The sequence below is a fragment of the Paraburkholderia phenazinium genome (assembly GCF_900141745.1).
Classification (GTDB): domain Bacteria; phylum Pseudomonadota; class Gammaproteobacteria; order Burkholderiales; family Burkholderiaceae; genus Paraburkholderia; species Paraburkholderia phenazinium_B.
Genome location: NZ_FSRM01000001.1, coordinates 4,289,647 through 4,314,911 on the forward strand (window position 1 = coordinate 4,289,647; position 25,265 = coordinate 4,314,911).

A 25,265-nucleotide genomic window follows, 5' to 3' on the forward strand; every position below is an offset into this window, starting at 1 on the left:
ACCCTATGCAACATGAGCGAAGCACCGCCAACCTCGTCATCGCGTGCTGGCGACGCTGCACCACTGATACGGATACGTACCTTGTCCGATATGCCCGTGAAAAATCCTGCATGATCCGGCGTCAAGCAAGAATCCGTAGTCGGCTAACGCTCTACCCGAGTCAGTGAGTTCCGCTGAGTTCTTCGCTGTGTCCTCGCGACCATCAGTCCAGTAACCAGGTATTAGCGCGTACACAGGACCACCTCGCGTCCTGGCGATATCGTGAACCTTGTTGTCATACGCCGGCCGCGTCTGCGGGAACGCCGACCTGATCGAAGCGAATGCAACCGTATTGGGGAACATCGGCACCAGCCAGGCGAGCGGCGGATCGCCGGCAGTAAGCAGCACGGTCGTTTTCTCCGGGTCGGGCAGTGGCGGCACGTCCACATCGAACATTTTCTTGGCCCACAGATCATGTCCCCACGAATGCGCGCCTCCGACGAGCACGACGATGGAGCAGACCACCAACAATACCGTCGCCAGGTTCCGCGCAACCCGATACGCAAGCAACTGTGTGAGCAGCAAATAAATAAAGAGAGGAAGGCAGAGCTCGATGGGCACCAGATATCGCTGGATACTGAACACCTTCAGCCATACGAGATACCCGATTACGACATAGGCGACCACCGGGCGGGCGGTAGACGGCAGCCTCGTCATCGAAACGCCTTTGCGAGCTCGCACAAAAGCCGCGATCATCCACCACCAGAAAATGACGTACGCAACGGCCCAGATTCCTTGATGCAGTCTCGCCTGTCCAACCCGGTAGGGATTAATTGAGAAGACGAACGGAAAAGCCACTGCTTCCCAGATGCTGCTTGGGAACCATCTGGTGTCGACGGCCCCTACCTTCGCCGTCAATGCGCTCGGGAAGACGGAACTGAACTGCGGATAAAGAGGGTTGCCATACAGGTGCCATAGATTTGCAAACCAGTAGCCGCCCGTCGCAGCCAAACCCAGAAGTACGCCAACCCCGAAGACGAACGAAAGTCGCAGCCGTGCAATCGCAGTTGTCGGGACACACAGCAGTCCTGCACATACCGCGACCGAATACACGACGTTTGTGAGCTTCAGCCCCGCCCCCATACCGGAAATCACGCCCGCGACTGCAATGATTAAAACGACACGCGCACTCGCCCCGGTAAGGCGGGACCAGACTGTCATCACGATCAGCAGTGCGCCCAAGCTAAAGAGCGATGTCGTGTTGTCGCCCATCGAATTGCCTATGGCCGACATGAAGTTTGCGGTAAGGCAGCCCGCGAGCGCCAGCCAGAACGACGTCCTGTTCCGCTCCTGCTCCGGCAGATTGGCAAGCGCCTGGTGACATATTCCAAGCAGCAGCACAAAGTTGAGGCCGTGCACAACACCCATAATGAATCCCACCACCATCGCGGGGAGGTGCATCGCCATCAGGTAGTACGGGACATCCAATAACGGGTTGAAATAACTCTGCATTCCGGCTGGCGCCAGATCGATGGACATCTTTCCATGCAGTAATGCGAACGCGTTATACAGGTGATAATTGCGGATGTCCCAGTTCGAATCCGCACCCTGTGTCAGCGAATAGATGCCGAATATCAACGGCACAATCCAGCATGCGATCAATAGGGATCGAGCGCTGTTCATACGCGGCAGAAAAGGCCAGCTCTGGCGCGCGGTGACATTTGTATTCATCTCGTTTTATGCCAATGAGGTATCAGATTACCTTTTGAAGGCCCACAGCTTCGCGGCAAAGAAGTTAACAAATAACCCCGCGACCGAACCGCAAGCCACGGCAATCAGAGGGATCAGTCGTCCACCGTGGATGGTAAGCACAACGGTCGAGTAGGCTGCATAGTTCACGCTGGCGCCGCCGAGCATGGACAAAAGATAGCGCCACCATTCGACCCACGCCGATCTTTGCGCACGCTCGCGGAAGGCATGCCGCCTGTTGATGCGCCACGTCACCCAGACCGCCGCCATGAACGAAACGCCCCGTCCTGCGAACAGGCCCAGGCCGCAGGCAAGCGCGAGGTACAGAACTCCGGCATCGACAACGAAACCGATCACGCCCGCGATGGCGAACCGGATGAATTGACTGCCGATCACGAGTGTTTTGGTCCTGGAGTGGCCAGATAAGCCAGGCGCTTGGTTTCAGCCCGTCCGTGAGTAACGGTGTCGAGTACGATGCCACAAACCAGCAGGATGCCGCCGAACAGCATGAGCGCCACACACAGCAAGGCAGTCGGAAGGCGCGGTACGAGTCCCGTCTGCAGGAATGTCTGCAGGAGCGGTATCGCCAGCAAGACTGAAGCGATCGCGCACAATAGAGAACCCGAGGAAAAAAACGCGAAAGGTTTTTCGGACTTCAGAAGCTTGACGATGGTGACCAGGATACGGAAGCCGTCGCGGTAAGTATTCAGCTTGCTGGCCGAACCTTCCGGGCGCGACCTGTAGACGGTAGCGACTTCCGACACGGGCATCCTGAGTTCCAATGCATGCACGGTAAGTTCGGTTTCCGTTTCAAATCCAGACGCATGAGCCGGGAAAGACTTGACATAGCGCCGCGAGAAAACGCGAAAACCCGAAAGCATGTCCGTAAACGTACTCCCGAAGACCGAAGAGACGCATCGGGTCAGCGCAACATTGCCGAACCGATGACCGAACCGGTACGCAGACTGTTCTTCACTGATACGCGTTCCCACAACCATGTCCAGGCCTTCATCGAGAAGCGCTGCGACCATCCCTGGCGCCGCATTGGCATCGTACGTATCGTCACCGTCGACCAGCACATAAACGTCCGCCTCTACATCCGCAAACATGCGCCGGATAACGTTGCCCTTGCCTCGCAGCGTGACCTTTCGAACGGTTGCGCCCGCCGCTTGCGCGGCTTCAATGGTTCCATCCGTGGAGTTGTTGTCGAAGACGAACACCTGAGCGCCCGGCAACGCTTCCCTGAAGTCGCGTATCACGTTCGGAACCGTCAAGGCTTCGTTAAGGCAGGGGATCAAAACTGCGATTCGACAGGTGGACGATGCGGTCATTCGATTTGGGCTGAGATAAAGGGTCGATCAGGCGACGGAATGATCCGCCGGGTCGCGTTGCGGTCGACAGGCGGTCTGGCATTCCTGCCACTACCCCCCGTCAGCCTGATTCTTACGAGAACCGTGGGAGTATAGGGACCACTTTCATTGCGTGCAATGAGACCAAAACGACAATTCGTGTGACACGGAAGGCGCGGTCGCGTTGAAATCGTCGGATTTGTGGCAACTAGCGTAGGACGCGGGCCAGCGAGCGGCTCACTTCTCTGCTATTTCGGGTGGCCTATCGAAAGCAACCGCTTGATTGGAGATTCTATTTTGCAAAAATAGAATTCTGCCTTTTGCATCGTTTTCAATCGGCGGCAATTTCATCGTTCATATTTTCCGATTCGCCGGCGTGCCCTCCAAACTTGCAGTTCCAAAAGTGGCGCGCGCGCAACACGAACCGCCAAGTGTAAGAGGACGTTACCCCTGGATTTCAAGCTCATTTTTTGTTCCTGCCCTGCCGCTTCGCCATCTTCATACGCAAGCTCGCCATTCGCCGCGCGACGCTACACGGCTGCGCGACATCCAGCCAGTTTTTCCGCCCCCGTTTAACCTCCCCGCAGTCCATTTTCATTTCGTAACAAACCGCGCGCGTTCGTAACCGGGACTTGCTCTAGATTTTGGGTACCGGGATTCACTCCCATGTTTGATTCACGTTCTTCAATCTGCGAAGTCATCGCACATTCCAACGTGCCGGCTACCTCTGCAACTCTGCCACGGCTGTGACCCGGTCAGACGCGCAGATTGCAATGGCTATCGTTTCAATCACAAACAGGCCTAGGGGACGCGATGAGCTGCAAAGCTCGCCTGCCCACTGGCATCAAGCCAACGGGTGGAACCGCGCGCGTTCCCGTGCATCGTTGCTTGTCAGGTCGCACTCCTAATTGTCAAAGAGGTGAGGTTATGGTGAACAAGGTGCAAACATCCGCGTCCGATCTAGGCGCTCCCCGCGGAGGCACGTCCTCGGGGCTGTCGCGCTGGTTCAGCGGACAGTCGATCGCACGGCTCGCCGGCTTCGGCGTGGTGATCTTCATCGCGTGGACGCTGCTTTCGATGGTGATGCCGCCTATGTTCTTCCGCTCCTCGCAACGGGCCGTGGTCGATGTACCCACCACTCTCGTCACCACACCGATTGAAGGCACGGTCGCATCGCAGCGGCTGCACATCGGAGACCGGTTTCATGCCGGCGATGCACTGGTGGATATCCAGAACCAGAACGTCGACCGCTCGACGCTCGTCGAACTGACCAGCAAAAGGATGGAACTCGCCCAGCAATACGATGCAGTCAGCACGCAACTCGATGCATCGCGTATCCGCCTTGCCACCGCCGATCAGCAAATGACCAAGTATCAGGCGGCCACGCAGAAGATGAACGACGCCACCCTTTCCGGCATCCGCTCGAAACTGGCCATCGCCAACACACAGATCGACGCACAGCAGGACATCGTCAACCGCGACTCGACGCTGGCCGCGGCCGGCGCAATCAGCGGGTCGGTCAGCGACACCTCGAAATACCAGCTATCCGAGTTACAGAATGCGAAAGCCGCGATACAGGCGGAACTGCAGGCAGCCGAGACGGATAGCCAGGCGTCGAAGAACAAGGTCTTCTTCGACGACAAGGACAACGGCGTATCCACGCTCGCCCACGAGCGCGAAGATCTGCACAACACGGTGGACCAGTTGACCGCGCAGGCAAGCGCACTCCAGCAATCGCAGAGCACCATCGATCAGTTGATCGCCAAGGAACGCGACCGGGTCGACCGCATGTCCAATTTTGAAATCAAGGCTTATGGCGACGGTGTCGTCAAGGACGTGCTGGCTCCTCCGGGCACGCAGGTAAGCGCCGGCGCAACGTTGATTCGCGCTGTCGATTGCTCGCGCGCCCAGGTCGTCGCCGTCTTTCCGCGCAGCCTCAGCGACAGCCTGCTGCCAGGCACGCGTCTGAAGGTACGTGTCGATGGCGTCGACCATCCGGTTGGCGCTTCCGTCACCGGGCTCTTGCCGCGTGCGTCCGATGGTGACCAGGCCCGCTACTTCGTGCCGTTCCCATCAATCGAATCCAACGAGATCTACGCACTCGCCACTTTCGACAAGCCACTCGATGCGAATGCACAAGGTGATGCGGTGCAAAGCGGCAGCGTTCAGGGCAACAACGCGCCGGGTGACGGCACGCAAAGCGGCTCGTGCAAGCTGGGCCAATGGGTGCATGTAAGCATCGACCGGCCTTGGACGAACCGGCTGCAGGCCTTCCTTGGCGGCCACATGCCGGGACTGTCGTCCGGCGGCAGCCAGTCGTGATTCGTGTGTCTCGGCGCGGCCCGGAGGTCGTCATGCGAAGTTTTTCGACACGGTTGCGGATACAGGCGTTAGAGGCGCTCGCTATGCTGATCTCCCTGGTAATTTTCCTGTCGCCCGCCCCTGCCAGGGCTGCGGATTCCCCCGCGCAGCAACAGAAAATGCTGGAGACGGGCTGCGACGCACTCGTCCATCAGGTCGCTGCGATACCCGGCAACGGACCGGCGTTTGTGCAGAGCTATGAAGCCGCAGATGGCCAACCGCTCGCTCCCGCCTTGCAAAACGCCGCCTTCGTCTACGACAACGCGCTCGCCAGTATTGCGCTCGTCGCTTGCGGCAAGACCGCAGAAGCGCGACGGATTGCCGATGCATTGGTCCTCGCGACCTCACATGACCGCCACTACCACGACGGACGTTTGCGCAACGCGTATCGTGCCGGAGCCGCCAGTCACGACCCGCTCGAGTTGCCGGGATGGTGGGACGCGCCCGCGAATCGGTGGGATGAAGATGCGTATCAGGTCGGCTCGGCCACCGGTAATGTCGCGTGGGCCGCGTTAGCTCTCATGACGCTGTACGACACCACGCACGACCGGCGCTATCTCGATGCCGCGGCTTCGCTGATGAACTGGGTCGCCACCAACACCTTCGATGCTGGACCGCCCGATGGTTTTATCGGTGGCTATTTCGGCGAGGAGCCGCAGCCGCTGCGGCAGTCGTGGAAGTCGACAGAACAGAACGTCGATACGTACGCCGCTTTCAGTTGGCTCGCGCGCGCAACCGGCGACTCGCATTGGACAGCGCAAGCCCAACACGCGCGAGATTTCGTCGCGGCCATGTGGAACGCGCAGGAAGGACGCTTCAACATCGGCACACAGAATGATGGCCGCACGCTCAATGCGGGTCCATCGGCCATCGACGCCGAGCTATGGCCATTGATCGCACTGCCAGGCAACGCCACCAGCGGCTGGGACCACTCAATCGACTGGACCCTGCAGCATCACCGCACCGGCGCCGGCTTTGGCTTCAACGCCGCACCCGATGGCATATGGACTGAAGGCACCGGGCAAGCGGCTTTGGTGCTGCAAGCCCGAGGACACGGTCAGGATGCGGTGCCGCTGTGGGACGTATTGCTCAGTCAACGCGCCCCGTCCGGACTGCTGTATGCCACACCGAACGAGCGCATCCGTACGGGCCTCGCGATCGGGCCCACCTCGAAGAACGCGGATTTCGACTACTTCCACCTGCCTCACCTGGGCGCTACCGCCTGGGCTGTGCTGGCGGCAGCAGGATGGAATCCTTTTACGGGCCGCAGGCTCGGCGCCTGACTGGATACGCTGCCATGTACGAACAATTCTTCGATACCAGCACGCTGTTCAATATCAATCTGGGTACGCTCGCGATCGTGACGGTGCTCTGCCTCGTGTCGGATCGGCGTCGCACTTTCGACCGGATCGTCGTCGGCAGCGTGACGGCCTTTCTGCTCGTCAACTACCTGCTATGGCGCAGCACCTCGACGTTGCCCGAATTCAAACCGGAACTCGCGAGCGTCTGGCCATATTGCTTCTTCGCGTTCGAACTGCTGACCGTGACGTACACGCTGTTCTCGATCGTCGTGCTGACGCGCAGTTCCGACCATAGCGAGCGGGCCAACCGTGGCGAAGCGAAGCTCAGGCGTAGCCCAGCCGTGCCGGCCGTCGACATCTTCATTGCCACGTATAACGAAGGCCTCGACGTGCTCGAGAAAACCATCGTTGCCGCTTTGGCTGTCGACTATCCGAACTTTAAGGTGTGGGTGCTCGACGACACACGTCGCGACTGGTTGCGCTCGTTTTGCGAGGAAGTCGGCGCGCACTATCTGACGCGTCCCGACAATACGCACGCAAAAGCCGGCAATCTCAACAACGGCCTGCAGGCAACCGCAGCGCTCACCAACGCGCCCTACATCCTCGTGCTCGATGCGGATTTCGCGCCGCAGCGAAACATCCTCATGCGGACCATCGGCCTCTTTGACTCGCCTGATATCGGTGTCGTACAGACTCCGCAGTTCTATTACAACGCCGATCCGATCCAGTACAACCTGCGTTCGACCGAGTGCTGGGTCGACGAACAACGCGTCTTCTTCGACGTGTTTCAACCCGCGAAGGATGCCTGGGGCGCGGCCTTTTGCGTCGGCACCTCGTTCGTCGTGCGGCGCGATCTGCTGAATCTGATCGGCGGATTTCCCACTGGCACAGTGACGGAAGACATCCACCTGACGTACCGGCTATTGCCGCGCGGCTACAAAACACGCTGGCTCAACGAGCGGCTAAGCGTCGGACTGTCTGCCGAAGGACTGCCTGAATACATCACGCAGCGAAGCCGCTGGTGTCTGGGCACGATACAGGTAGCACTCCTGCCGGACGGACCGTTTCGTGGCAAAGGCTTTGCGTTCATGCACCGGTTGCACTATCTGCACGGCATGCTGCACTGGTTCAGCCGTCCGTTCATTCTGATGATGCTGGTGGCGCCGCTCCTTTACTGGTACCTCGGGATTCCCTCGATCTACACGAACCCGGCGGAATTCCTCGCTTACGGCACACCCGCGCTGCTCGCATTCTGGTTTTACAGCAGCTGGATTTCCGGCTCGCGCACGCTGCCGGTGTTTACCGAAGTCACGCAGATCGTCGCGGCGTTGACCGTCAGCGCCACGCTGGCGAGTGCGCTCCTCAGACCGTTCGGACGTCCCTTCAAGGTCACCAACAAGGGCCTTGATCGTTCACGCGTCGTCGTGCACGCCAAGCTGGCTGGTTTTTTCGGCAGCCTGATTGTGCTGTCGTCGCTGGGCCTCGTGCGCTCGCTGCTCGACAATCCCGGCGCTCCTGGCTTCGCCTTCAATGTCGTGTGGACCGCCATCGCACTCGCGCTGTATCTGGTGTCGTTGCTCGTCTGCATCGAGTTGCCGCGTCCACGAAAGGAAGAGCGCTTTCCGTTCGATGCCACCGCGCGGCTGAATGTGAACGGCATCGAATTTCCCGGCAACACGCGCGACCTTTCGTGCAGCGGTGTCGGCATGATCTGCGGGCGCGCACGTGACATCCCCGACGGCGCCGAAGGCTGGGTGAAGATCGAGCCAGCTGGCTGGGTCGCGTGCCGGGTCGTGCGTCATCAGGGCGATTTCATCGGGCTCGAATTCAATCACATCAAGGCGACGCGTCACGCGTTGATCCGGCTGCTATTCAGCGAGACGCCGGTCAACCTGGCGAGCAAGGCGAAGCGCCGCATGGCGCTGGCGAGATTGCTACAACGAGCGTTCCTCGGCTGAGGACGCAACAGCATTCTCCACCGCACTTCTCAGCTTTTGCGAATCGGAAATCAGAAGAATGAGGATCAGCATGCATAAGTCCTGTCTCTCGATGATCTGCCTGAGCCTGCTCACTGCATGCTCGTTCGAACCGACCTATGAAAGGCCGGCTGCCCCAGTCGCCGGTACCTACCCGAACGGCCCCGAATACCAGTCGGGATCCTCCGGGCAAAATGGCGGTAACGGCGCCGGGCCGGCCGCGGATATCGGCTGGCGCGACTTCTTTGCCGATCCGCGCCTGCAACGCCTGATTTCGATTGCATTGCAAAACAACCGCGACTTGCGTATCGCGACGCTAAACGTCGAGGATTTGCGCGCAAAGTATCAGATTCAACGTTCGACCCTGTTTCCGACCGTCGATGCGCTGGCCAACTCGACCACGCTGCATCAACCGGGCGCGCTGCAGTATGCGGGCGAGCCATCGACCATCTATAGCGTAGGCGTCGGTGTGACCTCCTATGAACTGGACTTCTTCGGGCGCGTGCGCAGCCTTAAGGATCAGGCGTTACAGCAGTACTTCTCGACTGAACAGGCGCGTACCAGTGCGCAGATCACGCTGGTTGCCGAAGTCGCAAACGCGTATCTGACGTGGGAAGCGAATCAGGAACTGGTGGCGCTGGCGCAGGCAACCTTGAAGTCGCAGAAGGAAGGCTATGACATGATGACGCGCCGGGTCGAGGGCCGCGCGGCCTCGCAACTCGATCTGGAGCGCGCGCAAACCCAGGTGGAGACGGCCGATACGGCACTCGATGAATACCGTCGCCAGGCGGCGAAAAGCGAAAACGAGCTGACGCTGCTCATCGGCAGGCCGATTCCGAACGATCTTCCGCCTGCGCGTCCGCTCGAAGCACAAGGCATTCTGGCGGACCTGCCGGCAGGCCTGCCGTCCGATCTGCTCGAGCGCCGGCCTGACATCATCGCAGCGGAAGACCAGCTCAAGGGCGCGAACGCAAATATCGGCGCGGCGCGCGCGGCATTCTTTCCGCGCATTACCTTGACTGGTACGTTTGGTGTCCAAAGTACTTCGCTCGCGGGGCTCTTTTCCAGTGGTCTTGCGTGGAGCTTTGCGCCCCAGGTCACCTTACCGATCTTCGACGCCGGCTCGAACAAGGCGAACCTGGCCTCCGCAAATGTCGAGAAAAACATCTACGTGGCGCAGTACGAAAAGACCATTCAGACGGCCTTTCGCGAGGTATCGGATGGGCTGGTGGGACGCACCACCCTGGATAGCGAGGCACGCAAGGAGCAGACGCTCGTCGACACCACGTCGAAGAGCTATGATCTTTCGATGATGCGTTACCGCGCAGGCGTAGGGGATTACTTCGATGCGCTCGATACTCAGCGTTCGTTGTTTGCCGCGCAGCAGACGCTGGTTGAAGTGCGTCTGGCGCGTCTGACCAACCTCGTCACGCTCTACAAGGCACTCGGCGGCGGATGGACTGAAACGACTGCGCAGGCCGCGCAGCCGGCGCCGGTGGCGGCTGTCGCGCCGGCTGTCGCGCCTCGGGCTGCGCCGGCTGCGGCGCCCAGGGTTGCGGCTGCGGCGGCCGCTGCGCCGACGGTTGTTACTACACCATCGGCTGCGCCTGCCACTGCGTCGACCGCCGCACCTGCACCTCCAGTTGTCGTTGCCTCGCCCGCTCCGCAGCCCGCGCCATCCGAAACACAGCATCGAATGTTCGCCCCGATCCAGTCCAGCAGCAACTGACACGGCAGCGCATTGCCAAACTGGCGGTAGCGGCCGCGACAGACACAGGGCCGCAGCTACACCATCCTGTCCAGACATGCCCATACGGCGCCGTCGATCTCTTCGGCGTCGTATGTCATCGCGCGGGCACCCTCGAGGCACGCGTTAGAGGTAGTCAGGCGCCGCACCACCTGCCCGTTGACGTCGAATCGCCACCCGTGTTCAGGACATGCGATCAACCCACCCGTCACCCGCCCACGCGACAGCTCCGCCCCCCGGTGCGGGCAATGGTCACGCCACACATGCACGTCCCCTTCCGCGTCTCGCCACACCACAAGCTGCCTGTCCTGGACCACGCACCCTAGCGCAGTCTCCTTGCCGACCTCCGCAGACTGGCAGACAAGCTCCCAGCCCTTCCGCTGATGTGATATGTGGGTCATCGTTTACATGATTATCGTATGACTGTCCGGCGCAACCCGGTCTGGACAGGTGGCCCGAACGGTACAACAATGGGCGTGCGCATCCGGACGGCCGCACCAGGACGAAACGCCTTGCCGCAGCCTCTGCGATGCACTGGATTTACTGGGAAAAGAACGATCCGCCCACTGAATCGTATTACTAACTTCGCATCGATAGACTATCTGTCGGCGTCGAGACATCCGCGAAACGGCCGTCTCGACGCGCTCGCATTATAAATTCCGGCTTAAGACGCGATTTCGCGGCATGTAGAAATATTTGTGGGCAACGTATGAACGAATCCGCACGCGACGCTGAGACCGATGCGCTTCTCGCGAAACTTAAACGGGAAAATGCGGAGCTTCGCGAGGAGCGCGAAAACCTGCAACGCCTCGTGACCGAACACAACGAACTGCTGCATCTGACCAGCTTCGTGCTCAACAGGGTGCACGAGGCCGCCTATCTGCTCGACGAAGCCGGCCGGCTCGTCTACGTCAACGAAGAGGCCTGCCGCACGCTCGGGTACAGCAATGCCGAATTGTTGCAGATGAGCGTGGCAGACATCGATCCGGAATGGACCATCCCCCTGTGGAAACAGGAATGGTCGGTGCTGCGCGAGCGAGGCTCACGCATCATCGAGACCACGCACCGCCGCAGGGACGGCAGCTCGTTTCCGGTCCAGGTCAACGCCAACCACTTCGAATACGGCGGGAAAGAATACAACCTGGCGCTCGCACGCGATGTCACGGAGCGCGAGCACGCAAAGCACGCACTGCGGGAAAGCGAACAGCGTTACCGGCAAGTCTTCGATAATGTCTCGGACGTGCTTTATCTGCTCGAGGTCACGCCGGAAGGACGCTTTCGCATACTCGAAATGAACCCGAGCGGCGTGCAGTCGCTCGGCATTCCAAGGGCGGAGTTGATCGGCAAGCTCTTCGACGATGTGGTGCCCAACGAAGTATCCAGCGTCCTGATCGAAAAATTCAGGCGATGCGCCCAGTCCGGCGAGGCGTTCGACGATCAAAGGACGCTCCAGCTACCGACTGGGCCGCACCACTACCACTCCACCCTGATCCCCGTGCACGACGAGTCAGGACGGGTGCACAGAATTGTTGGTATCGCGCGCGACATGACGGCTCATCACCGGACGGAATCGCTGCTGACCACCCAGCTGGAACTCGAAGCGCAGTTTCGCAGGCTGGCAGAAAGCACGCTCGACGTGATCTGCCGTTATGACCGCCAATGCCGTCTGGTCTACGCAAATTCAGGGCTTTCCACGACATTGCGCAAGCCCTTGCGGGAGATGCTGGGTAGGACTCCGACCGAACACGAGCCCGATGGCCGCTACGCGCAGTACCAGGCGCTGCTCGCGGACGTCATCGCAACCGGCACCGAGCACCAGATTGAAGTCGTGATACAGGATAGCGGCAATGGCACGCGCCATCATCATGTTCGCCTCCTCCCCGAGCGCGGCCTGCAGGACGAGATTGTGGGCGCGCTTGCTCTTGGGCTCGACATTACCGCGCGCAAGGAGGCCGAGTTGCGCCTCTATGCGAGCGAACAGGCCTTCCGTGCCGTTGTCGAACATTCGCCCGATTACATCGCCCGCTACGATCTGAGCTACCGCCGCATCTACGCCAACCCGGCGCTTCTCAAGCTGATGCGTCTGCCTGCCAGCGACGTGCTCGGCACGACGCCGGCCGAGCGAGGGTCGTTCGTCGATGCCGCCCGCTACATGCAGCAGTTGCAACACGTGGTCGAAACAGGCATGGAAGTGACCGAAGAGTTAGCGCTGCGGGATGCCGGAGGCCGGATCCGCTGGGGGCATATGCGTATCGTTCCCGAGTTTGCACCCGACGGTACGGTGGCCAGCGTGCTCGCCATCAGCCGCGACATCGACGAACTGAAGCGTAGCGAGCAGCTCTTTCGTACGCTCACCGAGAATTTCCCGGACTTCATTGCCCGCTTCGACTGCGAGAGCCGTCATCTGTACGCCAATCCGGCCATCGCCCGAGCCTTTGGCGCGCCGCAGGAAGCCTTTATCGGCAAGACGCCCCGGGAGTTGGCGCCAACCTCCGACGCAGAACAGAACCTACGCCTCGAGGAGGCCGTCCGGCGTGCGTTCGTGGAGGGGCAACCGAACACGCATGAAGCACGTTGGCTAACTGCCAATGGCCCCCGTATCTTCGAGGTGCGGCACGTTCCGGAGAAGGACGACGAAGGCCGCGTCGTCAGCGTGCTGGGCATTGCTCACGACGTCACGCGTCTGAGAGATATTGAACTGGCATTGCGCGATAGCGAACGGGCCTTTCGCACGCTGGCGGAAAACGCGCCGGATCCCATCATTCGCTACGACCGTGACTGCCTGCGCACGTATGTGAACCCAGAGTTCGAACGCATCAGCGGTGTCGGGGCGCCGAAGCTGCTTCGCAAGCAGGCCGGTCAGGTACCGGCTGCGACGGCCGAAGTCGCGCGGCGCACCCGCGCGAAACTGAAGGAGATCATGGAAAGTGGCGTGGCGGCCAAATTCGAGCTGGCCTGGACCAAACACGGAAAATCGCAATGCTGGTACGTGCATGCGGTGCCCGAGTACAACGCGGATGGGGTCGTGCAGAGTGTACTGACTATCTGGCGCGATATCTCCGAACGCAAGGAAGCCGAACAACGCCTGTACGAGTCCTACGACTTGCTGCGCGAACTCACCTCGCGCCGCGAAACAGCACGTGAGGAAGAGCGCAAACGTATCGCCCGCGAGATGCACGACGAACTCGGCCAGCACCTGACCGCACTGCGCATGGGTGCCTCGACGCTGCGTCTGCGCTTCGGCCACGACAACCCGGCTCTCGGCGAGCACGTTCAGAAGATATTGCTGCTGGCGGACAAGACGATCCAGGTGGTACGCGACGTGGTTGCCTCGTTGCGCCCCGCGGTGCTCGACGCGGGTATCGCAGCAGCGCTCGAATGGCTCGCCGACGAATATTCGCAGAATGGCGAGACGGCCTGCCGCCTGCGCGTGCCGCAGGAAAGTCCGGAGCTTGCCGAGGACCGGGCCATTGCGTTGTTCCGGATCGTGCAGGAGGCGCTCACCAATGTCACGCGGCATGCCAACGCGAAAGAAGTGTTCATCACGCTCGAACAGAAGGGCAACGACTGCCTGCTGGAAGTGCGCGACGATGGCCGCGGATTCGATCCCGTAGCAATCCGCAATAAATCCTTTGGCCTCGCGGGAATGAAGGAGCGTGTGCTGATGCTCGGTGGTGCGCTCGACGTGGTCAGTTCGCCGGGCAACGGCACCCTCATCAAGGTGCGCGTGCCCGTTTCGGTCAGGGCGGTGGACTTCTCCTGAGCGGCGTCTGCTTCAGCGCCGCGTCATAAGCGTAGCGCTCCTAACGTAACGTAGGTTACGTCCGCCACACCGGCCCCGCCGGAAAATCATGCTGATCGAGCGACGCCGCATGCATCTCGATGCTGTAGCCGGGGCGTTGCGGTGGCATGTAACGGCCCTGGCGGATCACCACCGGATCGACGAAGTGCTCATGCAGATGATCCACGTATTCGAGCACGCGGTTCTCTAGCGACCCCGACACGCAGATATAGTCGAACAGCGAAATGTGCTGCACGTATTCGCACAAGCCGACGCCGCCCGCATGCGGGCACACGGGCACGCCGGATTTCGCCGCCATCAGCAACACGACGATCACCTCGTTCAGGCCGCCCAGACGGCAGCTATCGACCTGACAGAAATCGATGGCCTGCGCCTGCAGCAACTGCTTGAACATCACGCGGTTATGGCAATGTTCGCCGGTCGCGACGCCAATGGGCCGCAGGCGCTCGCGGATGGTCGCATGACCGAGAACGTCGTCGGGACTCGTGGGCTCCTCGATCCACCACGGATCGAATTGCGCGAGACGCCGCATGTTCGCAACGGCCTCATCGACATCCCACACCTGGTTCGCATCCATCATCAGCTTGCGGTCCTGGCCGATTTCTTCGCGCAGGATGCGGGCCCGGCGCATGTCTTCCTCGAGGTTGCCACCCACCTTCTGCTTGAAATGCGTCCAGCCCTGCGCCACGCCTTCGCGGGCAAGGCGGCGAATCTTCTCGTCGTCGTAGCCGAGCCAGCCGGCCGAGGTCGTGTAGGCCGGATAACCGTGCGCCAGCATTTCCTTTTCGCGCTCGCCTTTCGTTCTTGCATGACGGTGCAGCATGGCGATCGCTTCATTGGGCGTGATCGCATCGGTCACGTAGCGGAAGTCGAGGCAACGCACGAGTTCCTCGGGGCTCATGTCGACGAGCAGCTTCCACACCGGCTTGCCTTCCGCCTTCGCCCACAGATCCCAGGCCGCATTCACGACCGCCGCGGTCGCCAGATGAATCGCGCCCTTGTCCGGACCGATCCAGCGCAACTGGCTATCCGAGGTCAACGCGCGCCAGAACGCGCCCATGTTGGCGGCGATGTCCTCGAGTGTCTTGCCGACGACGAGCGGCGCCAGCGCCTGCGCCGCGCTCACGCAGATCTCGTTGCCACGCCCGATGGTGAACGTGAGGCCATGTCCCGTCAGCCCATGTGGCGAGTCGGTTTCGAGCGTCACATAGGTGGCGGAGTAATCCGGTGCGGCGTTCATCGCGTCGGAGCCGTCGAGCGAACGCGACGTCGGAAACCGGATGTCCCGGACAGTTAGCCTGGTGATCGTAGTCATCTAAAGCACCTTCCTCTGCGAGAGCTTTCAGCTTGCATCCATGAACAAAGAGGGGCGTGGCGTCATGCAACGCCGCCGCCCCTCTTCTCTTTTGTCGCGCGCTACAGCAACGTCTGGCGACGCTCAGTCGTACAGCACGGCGGCGATCTTCGGATCGGTGATATTGCTCTTGTCGTACCAGTAGAAGCCCGTGTCGACCTTCTTGGGCAGCGTTTCACCCTTCAGCGCCTTCACCGCGGAGTCGACCACGCACTTGCCGATACCAATCGGATTCTGCGTGATGGCGCCGTACATCAGGCCCGACGTGATGTCGTCCTTTTGCTCCTTGCCCGAATCGTAGCCAATCAGAATCAGCTTCTTGCCCGATTCCTTGACGCCGATTGCAGCACCTTCGGCCGACCCTTCATTCGAGCCGAAAATGCCCTTCAGGTTCGGATTGGCCTGGATCATGGTCTTGGCAATTTCCGCCGATTTCAGATGGTCACCGCCACCGTACTGCACCGAGACGATCTTGATGTTCGGGTACTTCGCCTTGATCTCGTTCAGGAAGCCATCGCGGCGATCCACGCCGGTGCGGCTCGTCTGGTCGTGCACGATCAGGCCGACTTCACCCGAACCGCCAATCGCTTCGGCCATCTTGTCGGCGGCGAGCGCGGCCGCGGCGATGTTATCGGTCGCGCACGTCGTCAACGGAATGGTGCTGTCGACGCCCGAGTCGAAGGCGATGATCGGGATCTTCTGGTTCTGCGCGCGCTTCAGCAGCGGAATGGCTGCCTTGCTGTCGAGCGCGGCGATACCGAGTGCCTGCGGCTTCTTGGCGAGCGCCGCCGAGAGCATGTCGATCTGCTTGTCGACCATTGCCTCGGTTTCCGGACCTTCAAACGAGATCCTGACGTTCTGCTCCTTCGCGGACTGCTCCGCACCGGCTTTGACGGCCTGCCAGAACTGGTGCTGGAAGCCCTTCGAGATGAGCGGGATGTACGGCTGATCCGCGAGCGCGATGCTCGTGCCGCCAACCAGTGTGCCGACGCCGATTGCGACGCTGATAAGCTTTCTTTTCAACATAAGGTATCTCCTCCTGATGTGTGGGCCATCTATCTTCAGCCATTGAGGGAGCCAACCGCACTCCCGTTTCTTGATGTTTGCTTCTGCTCCTGCCTGTCACCTTTGCCGCGCCATCTCAGCCTTTCCTGCGCCGCAAAATATCGGCGTAGACCGCGAGAATGATGATGAGACCGGTCACGACGATCTGCCACTCCTGAGCCACCGACATAATGCGCAGGCCATTGGTCAGCACGCTCATGATGAACGCGCCGATGATGGTGCCCAGAATCGTGCCCGAACCGCCGCTCAGCGAAGTCCCGCCAATCACCACCGCAGCGATCGCTTCGAGCTCATAACCCTGGCCTAGCGCCGGCTGGGCCGAATTCAGGCGCGAGGCAATCAGCAGTCCGGCAATGCCGCAAATGGCCCCGCCCAGGCTGTAAATAGCGATCTTCCAGCGGTCGACATTCACGCCGGAAAGACGCACCGCTTCCTCGTTGCTGCCAAGCGCAAAGGTGTAGCGGCCGAGTGCCGTGCGATTGAGCGTGATCGAACTCGCGACAGCAAGGAAAAACAGGATCAGCACGGCGTTCGGAATCGGCACGCTCGGCAGAAAATACGCGATCAGCGAATCCTGCGAGATCATGTAGAAGTTGTCGGTGTCCGTGAAGTAGATCGGCTTATCTGCCGAGACGACTAGCGACAGTCCCTTCAGCAACATCATCATGCCCAGCGTGGCGATGAACGGCGGTATTTTCATTTTCGCCGTGAGCGTGCCCGAAATGCTTCCGCACAACGCGCCGGTGCCGATCGCGGCCAGCACGCCGATCCACATCGGAAAGTGCCAGTTGGTGAGAAACACACCGCAAATCACGGCCGTAAACGTCATCAAGGTGCCGACAGACAGGTCGATGCCCCCGGTGATGATGACGAATGTACAGGCAATCGCCAGCACACCGTTGACCGCCGTCGCCTGCAGAATCCCGAGCATGTTGTCCATCTGCATGAACGAGGGCGACGCGAAGCTGAAGAAGATCAGCAGCAGAATCAGGCTGCCGAAGGCCAGCAGTTTTTGCAGGGCGGTCGGCGAGAAGAAGCGGGCCCTCAGGCCGGACGATCGTCCCTGGCTACCCAGCGCCGAACTATCCGATGGCTGTGTCATAAATTGGACCTCTTGAGATTCACGCTGCTTTTAAGGTTTCGCGCCGCGTCGCCAGTTGCATGATGCGCTCCTGCGTCGCCTCCGCGGCTGAAAGTTCGCCAGTAATGCGGCCCTCGCACATCACGACGATGCGGTCGCTCATGCGCAGGACTTCCGGCAGCTCGGAGGAGATCATCACAATCGCCTTGCCCTGCCCGGCCAGTTCGCGCAGCAGCTTGTAGATTTCGCTCTTCGCGCCCACGTCGATGCCACGCGTCGGCTCGTCGAAGAACAGCACGTCGCAGTCGCGCTCGAGCCATTTCGCAATCACGATTTTCTGCTGGTTGCCGCCCGACAGAAGCCGCACCGTTTGCGTCGCCGAGGGCGTGCGGATGCCGAGCAGCTTGATGAAATGCGAAGCGGTCTTGCGCATCTGATTGCGGCGCAGGAAAAAATTGAACGACAGGAATTTGCGCAGGTTGGACATGACGATGTTCGATTCGACATCCATGCCGGTTGCAAGACCGAAGCGCTTGCGATCTTCCGAGAGATAGCCGATACCGCGCTTTACCGCGTCGCTCGGCGTCCTGATCGTCGCCTTCACACCGTTGACGATGATTTCGCCGGATTCAACCGGATCAGCGCCGAACACGGCGCGCGCAACTTCGGTGCGGCCCGCGCCCATCAGGCCGGCAAAGCCCAGGATCTCACCTTTGTGCAGCGCAAAACTCACGTCTCGCACGAGTGGCCCAGCGTTCAGATGATTGACTTCGAGCGCGACCTCGCCTTTGTCTGTTCCGCGCTGGGAAGGCTCGGCGTCGGTCAAGGTTCGGCCCACCATCATGCCGATGATCGTTTCCACGCCGGTATCTTGCGCATTGACCGTTGCCACATATTCCCCGTCGCGCAGCACGGTGACGCGGTCGGAAATCTGCTTGAGCTCATCCATCTTGTGGGAGATATAGATGATTCCCACGCCCCCGCTCTTCAGTTCCCGAATGATGCGGAATAGCTCAGCGATCTCGGCGTCGTTGAGTGCCGAGGTCGGTTCATCCATGATCAGCACGCGCGAATCGAAGGACAAGGCCTTGGCGATCTCGACCATCTGCTGCTTCGCGACCGTCAGCGTGCTGACGATGGCGCGCGGATCGAGCTTCATATGCATTCGCGCAAGGATCTCACTCGCCTGCTTATTGAGCTTGTCTTCATCGAGGAACACGCCGAGCCGTCCACGCGGCTCGCGGCCGATGAACATGTTCTGGGCGACGCTCAGATGATTCATCAACTGCAGTTCCTGATGGATGATGCATACGCCCACAGCCTGCGCCTCGCGCGGGCTCTGGAAGTCCACGGGCTGGCCGTCGTAGACAATCTCGCCGGAATCGCGGGTATACACGCCCGCGAGGATTTTCATCAGCGTCGATTTGCCTGCACCGTTCTCGCCCATTAGCGTGTGGACTTCGCCCGCTACGAGATCGAACTGGATGTCGTGAAGCGCTCGCACGCCGGGAAAGCTCTTGCTGAGCTTCTTGACGGAAATGAGCGGGGTCATGAGGCGGACACAGCAAGAATGCCGCGGCTGCCGCTGGCCTTCCCGGAAGAAGCGGATCGAACAGGCACCGCAGACGCCACGTGGCGCCGGATATCGCGGTCAAATTCGCAACGAGAAGCCAGACACATTGCTGGACCCCCAATCAGATGTAAGACGATTTTACGATGCTGGGTGGCAGCCGCTCAAGCGTAGGCATTCCCTAATGTCTGAGCAAATTCGAGCTGCGCCGATTGTGTCGGCTTAGCGTCTGCTTGCAACTCCTTGTGCCTGCTCTATTGCGATCGCGACGGGCGACGGGAGCGCCGTGTACGCGGAGAAGGCGAGGAACGCGGCAAATCCGCGCCTTCGCGTTCGAGCCACGCGCGGAACAGCGCGACCAGGTCGTTGTCGCATTTCCCATCCGGAACATACGTGCAATAGCTTCGAGACGGCAGGCGCGGACCAGCAAACGGCGCGACCAGCCGGCCAGCGGCGAGATCGTCGGAGACCAGCGCAGTCGGGCCCATCGCGATGCCGATTCCATCAATGGCGGCCTGCAAGGTCAGGTAGAAGTGGTCGAACGTCAGGGTGGCAGCCGGCCGCAGCGAGGGAATCTCTGCCCTTGCCAGCCAGTCCGGCCAGAGCCGCGGCAAACTCGACGTATGCAGCAACGTATGCTGCCGCAGGTCGTCAGGCATCCGCAGCGGCAGTCGCTGAAGGAGTGCCGGGCTACAGACCGGGAGCCGCTCCTCGGCGAGAAAAGGCTGCATCGCGTAGCCATAGAACGTATCCGGACCGCCCCGGATGATGATGTCGTAAGGCTCCTTCAGACTCTCCACCGGCTCGTTCGACGTCTCCACTGTCACATCCACGTCGACATGCTCAGCGCGGAATTTTGCCAGCCTCGGCACCAGCCAGCGCAAGGTGAAGGTCGCGGGAGCGTTCACGGCCAGGGTGCGCGAAGCCGTTCCGGAGACACCATATCTGGCGGTTGCCTGCGAGAGTTGCTCGAAGAGCGGGCCGACTTCCTCCAGATAGGCCTTTGCCGCCGGAGTGAGCGCCACGCGCCGGTTATGCCGTTCGAACAACGGCGCACCAAGCCAATCCTCGAGCAGACGCACGTGCTGGCTCACCGCACCGTGAGTCACGTGCAATTCGGTGGCGGCATCCTTGAAGCTGCCGAGCCGGCCGGCAGCCTCGAAGGCACGCAGTGCATTAAGTGGAGGCAATACCCGTTTCATTCACGAGAGTTTCTCTAACACGAAGGGTCAATCTAACGGGTTTGTGGTCGAACCACAAGATAGATATCTTGCCTGGTGCCCTCGGGCTGCTCGCTCACCTGCGGGAAAACCGAATTTCGTTAGACTGCGTATTGCTGGCAATCAGTGGTTGCCAATCGACTGCCCCCTTCCAGAGGACGTGCCATGCATATCGAGCCATTTCAAATTTGCGTGTCCGATGTTGAGATCGACGACTTGCGCCGGCGTTTGCGCGACAGCCGGTGGGCGCCCGCGACACCGTCCGATCCATGGCAACAAGGCGCAGACGCCACATGGCTGCGCGAACTGGTGAAATACTGGGCCGACAGTTTTGATTGGAGGGCTGCGGAACGCGGTCTGAACCAGCAGCCTCAATTCATGGCCGACGTGAACGGTCAGCGTGTGCACTTCGTTCATCAGCGTGGTGTTGGACCCCGGCCTTATCCGCTGGTTATCACGCACGGGTGGCCCGGATCGTTCTTCGAATTTCATGAGCTGGCGGAGCGTTTGCGTGACCCGGCTGCATTCGGCGCGGATCCGAACGATGCCTTCGACGTCGTTATTCCTTCACTGCCGGGCTTTGCGTTTTCGACGGCGCCTGCCGCCGCGGGCACTTCGGCGTTTCAGGTGGCCGATCTGTGGGCTTCGCTGATGCGAGGTCTTGGGTACCAGCGTTTTGGTGCTCAGGGTGGCGACCTGGGCGCGGGGGTGTCGATCGCGCTTGCCTTGCGGCACGCCCAGGTAGTCGATGGAATTCATCTAAACTTTCTGCCGAGCTCGTACGAACCGGCAATTGACGCCACTGATCCGCCACTTACCACCGCAGAGCAAAACTATCTTCGGGAGAAAGCTGAGTGGGCTGCACTCGAGGGGGGTTATGCGCATATGCATGGCACGAGGCCGCAAACATTGGCCGCATCGCTTAACGACTCGCCGGCCGGATTGGCCGCGTGGATCGGCGAGAAGTTTCGCGCGTGGAGCGATTGCGACGGGGTTATCGAGCGGCGATTTTCGAAAGATGAATTGCTTACCAACCTGTCGCTCTACTGGTTCACCCAGAGCATTGGTACCGCCATTCAGATGTACTGGGAAAACCGGCTGCAACCCATGCGTTTCACCGCCGGACAACGGGTATTGCCGCCGGTGAGCTTTGCACACTTTCCGAAAGAGATTAACCACCCGCCACGCGGATGGCTGGAGCGAGTGTTCAATGTCGCGCAATGGACCGACATGCCGCGCGGCGGCCATTTTGCGGCCATGGAAGAACCTGAACTTCTTGCGGCCGACATTCGGAGTTTTTTCAGGCGCTTCCGCTAGTGCGGTTGTTGAACACAATCGCGACATCAACAATGCCCCCGACGATCGATAGTTCTCCTCTGTCATGCAGAGACTTTTCCGTCCGCATGCATCGCGGGCGGTATTGCGGGTCCCCTCGGCAAGGCGATCCATGTAAGGTCCTTGCGGCTATTCGCTGATGGCCTGAAGCACGTCACGCGCGTTCACAACTTTTTGGCTGGACGGATGGAATAGTCACGCGTGTTATTCGTTGCACAGCATCTGCTTTTATCTAGCCAGTTCAACCATTGTAGTCACACGAAATCGCACACGAAATAAGCCCTGTCGCGGGAATAAACCCCGTGTCTACTTCGTTCAATGACTGTCACGGCTTTTGGACAGAACAGGGGGTGCGGTCATGAAATCTCTACTCGACGTGTTCGGCGTCGTAGCATGCGGCGCGGCTATCGCGACTCTCGTGTCATGCGGGGGCAGCTCCGGTTCGAATAATTCAAACCCACCCATCCAGTCGTCGTTCAGTGTGACGGCCCTCGTGTCGGATGGCGCGGTGCCCGCTGCGCACACGGACGCGAATCTGAAAAACCCATGGGGCGTCGCCTTCAATCCGAAAGGCTTCGTTTGGGTCGCGGACAACGGTACCAATGTCGCGACGCTCTATGACGGCAACGGCGTGCCGCAATCGCTGGTCGTCACGATACCCGACGGCAAGAATGGTCCAGCATCGCCCACGGGCATCGTCTTCAACGGCACACAAAGCTTCACCGTCCTGGAAAGCGGCAAGTCCGGCGCCGCTGCATTCATCTTCGCTGGGGAAGGCGGAACCATCACCGCCTGGGCGCCCTCCGTCGGGCCGACCAACGCGTTCGTGATGTACGACGACGGCACGGGCGGCGCCGTGTACAAGGGTCTCGCGCTCGCGGCAATGAACGGAAACAACTTTCTTTACGCGACGGACTTCCATAACAACAAGATCGACGTCTTCAATACCAACTTCACCAAGGTCGCGATGCCAGGCAACTTCACGGACCCGGCGATTCCGGCCGGCTTCGCGCCGTTCGGCATTCAGGCGATAGGCTCGAATCTGTTCGTCACCTATGCGATGCAGGATGCGGCCAAGCACGACGATGTCGCGGGCGCGGGTCTCGGCATGATCGATGTGTACGACACGGCGGGCAACCTGAAGCAGCGCTTCGCGACGGGCGGCTCGTTAAACGCGCCCTGGGGCATTGCGCAGGCGCCCGGCAACTTCGGCTCGATGAGCGGTGCGATACTGATCGGCAATTTCGGCGACGGCACGATCAACGCGTTCAATGCATCAAGCGGCCAGTCGATCGGGCCGCTCAATGGACCGAACGGCGGTCCGGTCGCTGAGCACGGCATGTGGGGCATTGCGTTCGGCAACGATCTCAGCAATCAGCCGTCCAACACACTGTTCTTCGCCGCGGGGCCGAATGACGAAGCCGATGGCGTCTATGGAAGAATCGATCTGAATACAACGTCGAGTTCAGGCGTGGGCACGGGTTCGGGCACGGGCACAAACGCGGGCGTTGGGACGAGCATGGGCATGTAGTGCTGATCGCGCAATAGACAACGGTCGTTCTCTATGCGAGCGCGGCCGCATTTTTTTGCAACTCGACGCGCGCCGCAGACCTGGCGACGCAATTTGGCGGGCGCCGCGCGAGTGGCCGTTAGATCGCTAACGTCTTCCTCTTACGTCGAGAATTGGGCTGCTGCTCCCGGCCATAAAAAGCCCTTCGAACTGCGTTCACGAACGTCCGGATGTGAGGGGCAGATCTGCCGTTGGAGCCGGGTATTGCCAACCGGCTAATGCCAGAGCGGCGCTCTGGTCCGCGAAAAACATCAATGGTATGGCTCATGGTGCGGAGCCTGAAAATTGACTACATGGCACACAAGGGCAAACCGTGCGCCTGGGATTGGACGTACCACGCTGTGGCGACTTATGAAGACGTGAGGGTATCCAGGTTCGCACGTTGGATCGCGTCCTGCAGGTAATGACGCATAAGGCCCTCCAGTTCGTCCATGACAGCTTTACGACTGGCTATGGAGGTATCGCCATTAACCGCGACGGCCGCCTTCATGATCTGCTGGATCACGGCGGCACGGACGGCGATCTCTGCCGGTGCCAGATGCGGCGCCACTTCAGCCAGCACGGATTCGATCTGTCTACGCAGACTTTCGCGGATGCTCATGGTGCCCGGCAGAGCGTAACTGTAGGTCTCGACCAGGACCGCAAATGCCGGATGGGTCGCGCGGAACTTCACGAACGTTCTCGTCAACCGGCTCGCAAGCAGCGATACGTCCAGAGACGGCGCAGCCTCGCGCAGCTTGTGGAACGTCTCTGCCAGTATGTCCAGATAGCTTTCGAGCAACGCACCCGCGATCCGGTCCTTGGTGGGAAAAAATTGATACAGCGAGCCAATTGATGCGCCCGCGCGGGAGGCAATCGCCGTCATGGTTGCTGCATCGTATCCCTTGTCTGCGAATTCGGTACCCGCTGCCTCCAGCAGCGCTGCGACCCGTGCGTGACCGCGTGCACGCTGTGGGGCTTTCGCTCGCCCGCTTTCGGCACGCAATGTTGCGGTTGACTTTTGTGAGGGCATGCTCATAAAATAGAAATGTGAGACGAGCCTCACAATACACCTTTGGCTCACTAACTTCAACGGAAGGCAAAAGATGCTGCAGAAACTTGACTCCAAAACTACGGCGCTCGTTCTGATCGACCTCCAACAGGGCATCCTTGGTTTTGGAAAGGCCCCTCGCAGCGCCGAATCCGTGCTGACGGCCTCAGCGAAGCTCGCGAAGCGCTTTCGAGAACTCAGTGCGCCGGTCGTGCTGGTCCGCGTAGGCTGGAGCGACGATTTCGGCGACGCGCTGAAGCAACCCGTCGACCAGCCCGCGGCGCTTCCTGCCGGAGGACTTCCGTCGACGTGGTGGGACTTCCCCGAAGCGCTCGAAGCCGCCGAGCACGATCTCAAGATCACGAAGCGGCAATGGAACGCATTTCACGGCACGGAACTCGATCTGCAATTGCGCCGCCGTGGCATCAAGACCATTGTGCTCGGCGGAATTTCGACGAATATCGGTGTGGAGTCGACGGCACGAGCTGCCTATGAACTCGGTTACACACTCGTGCTCGCCGAGGATGCGATGAGTTGCGCCACGGCTGAGCATCATCACGCGTCGGTTAATTACATTTTTCCGAGGCTCGGCCTGGTGCGTCAGTCCGCGGACGTGATCCAGGCACTCGCAGACTGACGCTGGTCCACGAAGGCGCATGAGGGCCCGAATGCGCAGCCGCTGACAGGCCGGAAAGTGCGCCGGTCGGTACGCCTTCATCTGGAACAACCGATCGGATCGGGTCAACTCGCGGATTTGTACATCGACCTGTCTGCGC

Annotated in this window: 18 protein-coding genes; 8 read left to right on the plus strand and 10 right to left on the minus strand. The window is 60.4% G+C overall.

What is annotated here, in order from left to right; genetic code table 11:
* Nucleotides 1–36: 36 nt before the first annotated feature.
* From BUS06_RS19235 to BUS06_RS19245, 3 genes are all read right to left on the minus strand, one after another.
* The gene (locus BUS06_RS19235) at nucleotides 37–1,623 is read right to left on the minus strand and encodes a hypothetical protein (protein ID WP_254368917.1); all 1,587 of its coding nucleotides are present in this window, start codon (nucleotides 1,621–1,623) and stop codon (nucleotides 37–39) included.
* Between the two features lie 114 nt (nucleotides 1,624–1,737).
* A complete protein-coding gene (locus BUS06_RS19240) occupies nucleotides 1,738–2,124 on the minus strand; it encodes a GtrA family protein (protein ID WP_074265693.1) in 387 nt (128 codons plus the stop codon).
* Nucleotides 2,121–3,059, minus strand: a complete 939-nt coding sequence (locus tag BUS06_RS19245) for a glycosyltransferase family 2 protein (protein ID WP_074265694.1) — start codon at nucleotides 3,057–3,059, stop codon at nucleotides 2,121–2,123. Before BUS06_RS19245 ends, BUS06_RS19240 begins: the two co-directional genes overlap by 4 nt.
* Nucleotides 3,060–4,016: 957 nt before the next feature.
* On the opposite strand from BUS06_RS19245, the gene BUS06_RS19250 reads away from it, so the two are divergent.
* From BUS06_RS19250 to BUS06_RS19265, 4 genes are all read left to right on the plus strand, one after another.
* A complete protein-coding gene (locus BUS06_RS19250; protein WP_167379399.1) occupies nucleotides 4,017–5,399 on the plus strand; it encodes an HlyD family secretion protein in 1,383 nt (460 codons plus the stop codon).
* 83 nt (nucleotides 5,400–5,482) lie between these two features.
* Nucleotides 5,483–6,721 (plus strand): YyaL domain-containing protein, encoded by a 1,239-nt coding sequence (locus tag BUS06_RS19255; protein WP_074265696.1) that lies wholly within the window; start codon nucleotides 5,483–5,485, stop codon nucleotides 6,719–6,721.
* Nucleotides 6,722–6,735: 14 nt separating this feature from the next.
* Nucleotides 6,736–8,697, plus strand: a complete 1,962-nt coding sequence (locus BUS06_RS19260; RefSeq protein ID WP_074265697.1) for a glycosyltransferase family 2 protein — start codon at nucleotides 6,736–6,738, stop codon at nucleotides 8,695–8,697.
* 70 nt (nucleotides 8,698–8,767) lie between these two features.
* Nucleotides 8,768–10,444, plus strand: a complete 1,677-nt coding sequence (locus tag BUS06_RS19265; RefSeq protein ID WP_074265698.1) for an efflux transporter outer membrane subunit — start codon at nucleotides 8,768–8,770, stop codon at nucleotides 10,442–10,444.
* A gap of 56 nt (nucleotides 10,445–10,500) precedes the next feature.
* On the opposite strand, the gene BUS06_RS38670 is transcribed toward BUS06_RS19265, so the two are convergent.
* Nucleotides 10,501–10,863 (minus strand): Rieske 2Fe-2S domain-containing protein, encoded by a 363-nt coding sequence (locus tag BUS06_RS38670; protein ID WP_074265699.1) that lies wholly within the window; start codon nucleotides 10,861–10,863, stop codon nucleotides 10,501–10,503.
* A 308-nt stretch (nucleotides 10,864–11,171) separates the two neighbouring features.
* Here BUS06_RS38670 and BUS06_RS19275 point away from each other — a divergent pair, with 308 nt between their 5' ends.
* Nucleotides 11,172–14,225 carry a PAS domain-containing sensor histidine kinase gene (locus tag BUS06_RS19275; RefSeq protein WP_074265700.1) on the plus strand — a complete coding sequence of 1,018 codons (3,054 nt, stop codon included), beginning with the start codon at nucleotides 11,172–11,174 and terminating at the stop codon, nucleotides 14,223–14,225.
* Nucleotides 14,226–14,280: 55 nt separating this feature from the next.
* On the opposite strand, the gene BUS06_RS19280 is transcribed toward BUS06_RS19275, so the two are convergent.
* The 5 genes from BUS06_RS19280 to gcvA form a co-directional block, all read right to left on the minus strand.
* On the minus strand, nucleotides 14,281–15,579 hold the full coding sequence (locus tag BUS06_RS19280; RefSeq protein WP_074265701.1) for an L-fuconate dehydratase: 1,299 nt from the start codon (nucleotides 15,577–15,579) through the stop codon (nucleotides 14,281–14,283).
* A gap of 123 nt (nucleotides 15,580–15,702) precedes the next feature.
* Nucleotides 15,703–16,644: an ABC transporter substrate-binding protein gene (locus tag BUS06_RS19285; RefSeq protein ID WP_074265702.1), complete on the minus strand. Its 942-nt coding sequence runs from the start codon at nucleotides 16,642–16,644 to the stop codon at nucleotides 15,703–15,705.
* A 115-nt stretch (nucleotides 16,645–16,759) separates the two neighbouring features.
* Nucleotides 16,760–17,785 carry an ABC transporter permease gene (locus tag BUS06_RS19290; RefSeq protein ID WP_074265703.1) on the minus strand — a complete coding sequence of 342 codons (1,026 nt, stop codon included), beginning with the start codon at nucleotides 17,783–17,785 and terminating at the stop codon, nucleotides 16,760–16,762.
* Nucleotides 17,786–17,804: 19 nt separating this feature from the next.
* Nucleotides 17,805–19,316 carry a sugar ABC transporter ATP-binding protein gene (locus tag BUS06_RS19295; RefSeq protein WP_074265704.1) on the minus strand — a complete coding sequence of 504 codons (1,512 nt, stop codon included), beginning with the start codon at nucleotides 19,314–19,316 and terminating at the stop codon, nucleotides 17,805–17,807.
* 272 nt (nucleotides 19,317–19,588) lie between these two features.
* Nucleotides 19,589–20,536, minus strand: a complete 948-nt coding sequence (gene gcvA / locus BUS06_RS19300) for a transcriptional regulator GcvA (protein WP_074265705.1) — start codon at nucleotides 20,534–20,536, stop codon at nucleotides 19,589–19,591.
* 183 nt (nucleotides 20,537–20,719) lie between these two features.
* Here gcvA and BUS06_RS19305 point away from each other — a divergent pair, with 183 nt between their 5' ends.
* Both BUS06_RS19305 and BUS06_RS19310 read left to right on the plus strand, forming a co-directional pair.
* Nucleotides 20,720–21,871: an epoxide hydrolase family protein gene (locus tag BUS06_RS19305; protein WP_074265706.1), complete on the plus strand. Its 1,152-nt coding sequence runs from the start codon at nucleotides 20,720–20,722 to the stop codon at nucleotides 21,869–21,871.
* Between the two features lie 376 nt (nucleotides 21,872–22,247).
* On the plus strand, nucleotides 22,248–23,420 hold the full coding sequence (locus BUS06_RS19310; RefSeq protein ID WP_074265707.1) for a TIGR03118 family protein: 1,173 nt from the start codon (nucleotides 22,248–22,250) through the stop codon (nucleotides 23,418–23,420).
* A gap of 388 nt (nucleotides 23,421–23,808) precedes the next feature.
* Here the strand turns inward: BUS06_RS19310 and BUS06_RS37150 are convergent, their stop codons facing one another.
* On the minus strand, nucleotides 23,809–24,606 hold the full coding sequence (locus tag BUS06_RS37150) for a TetR/AcrR family transcriptional regulator (protein ID WP_367946957.1): 798 nt from the start codon (nucleotides 24,604–24,606) through the stop codon (nucleotides 23,809–23,811).
* Here BUS06_RS37150 and BUS06_RS19320 point away from each other — a divergent pair.
* Nucleotides 24,545–25,126, plus strand: a complete 582-nt coding sequence (locus BUS06_RS19320; RefSeq protein ID WP_074265708.1) for a hydrolase — start codon at nucleotides 24,545–24,547, stop codon at nucleotides 25,124–25,126. The two genes, BUS06_RS37150 and BUS06_RS19320, sit on opposite strands and share 62 nt — an antisense overlap.
* Nucleotides 25,127–25,265: the final 139 nt, after the last annotated feature.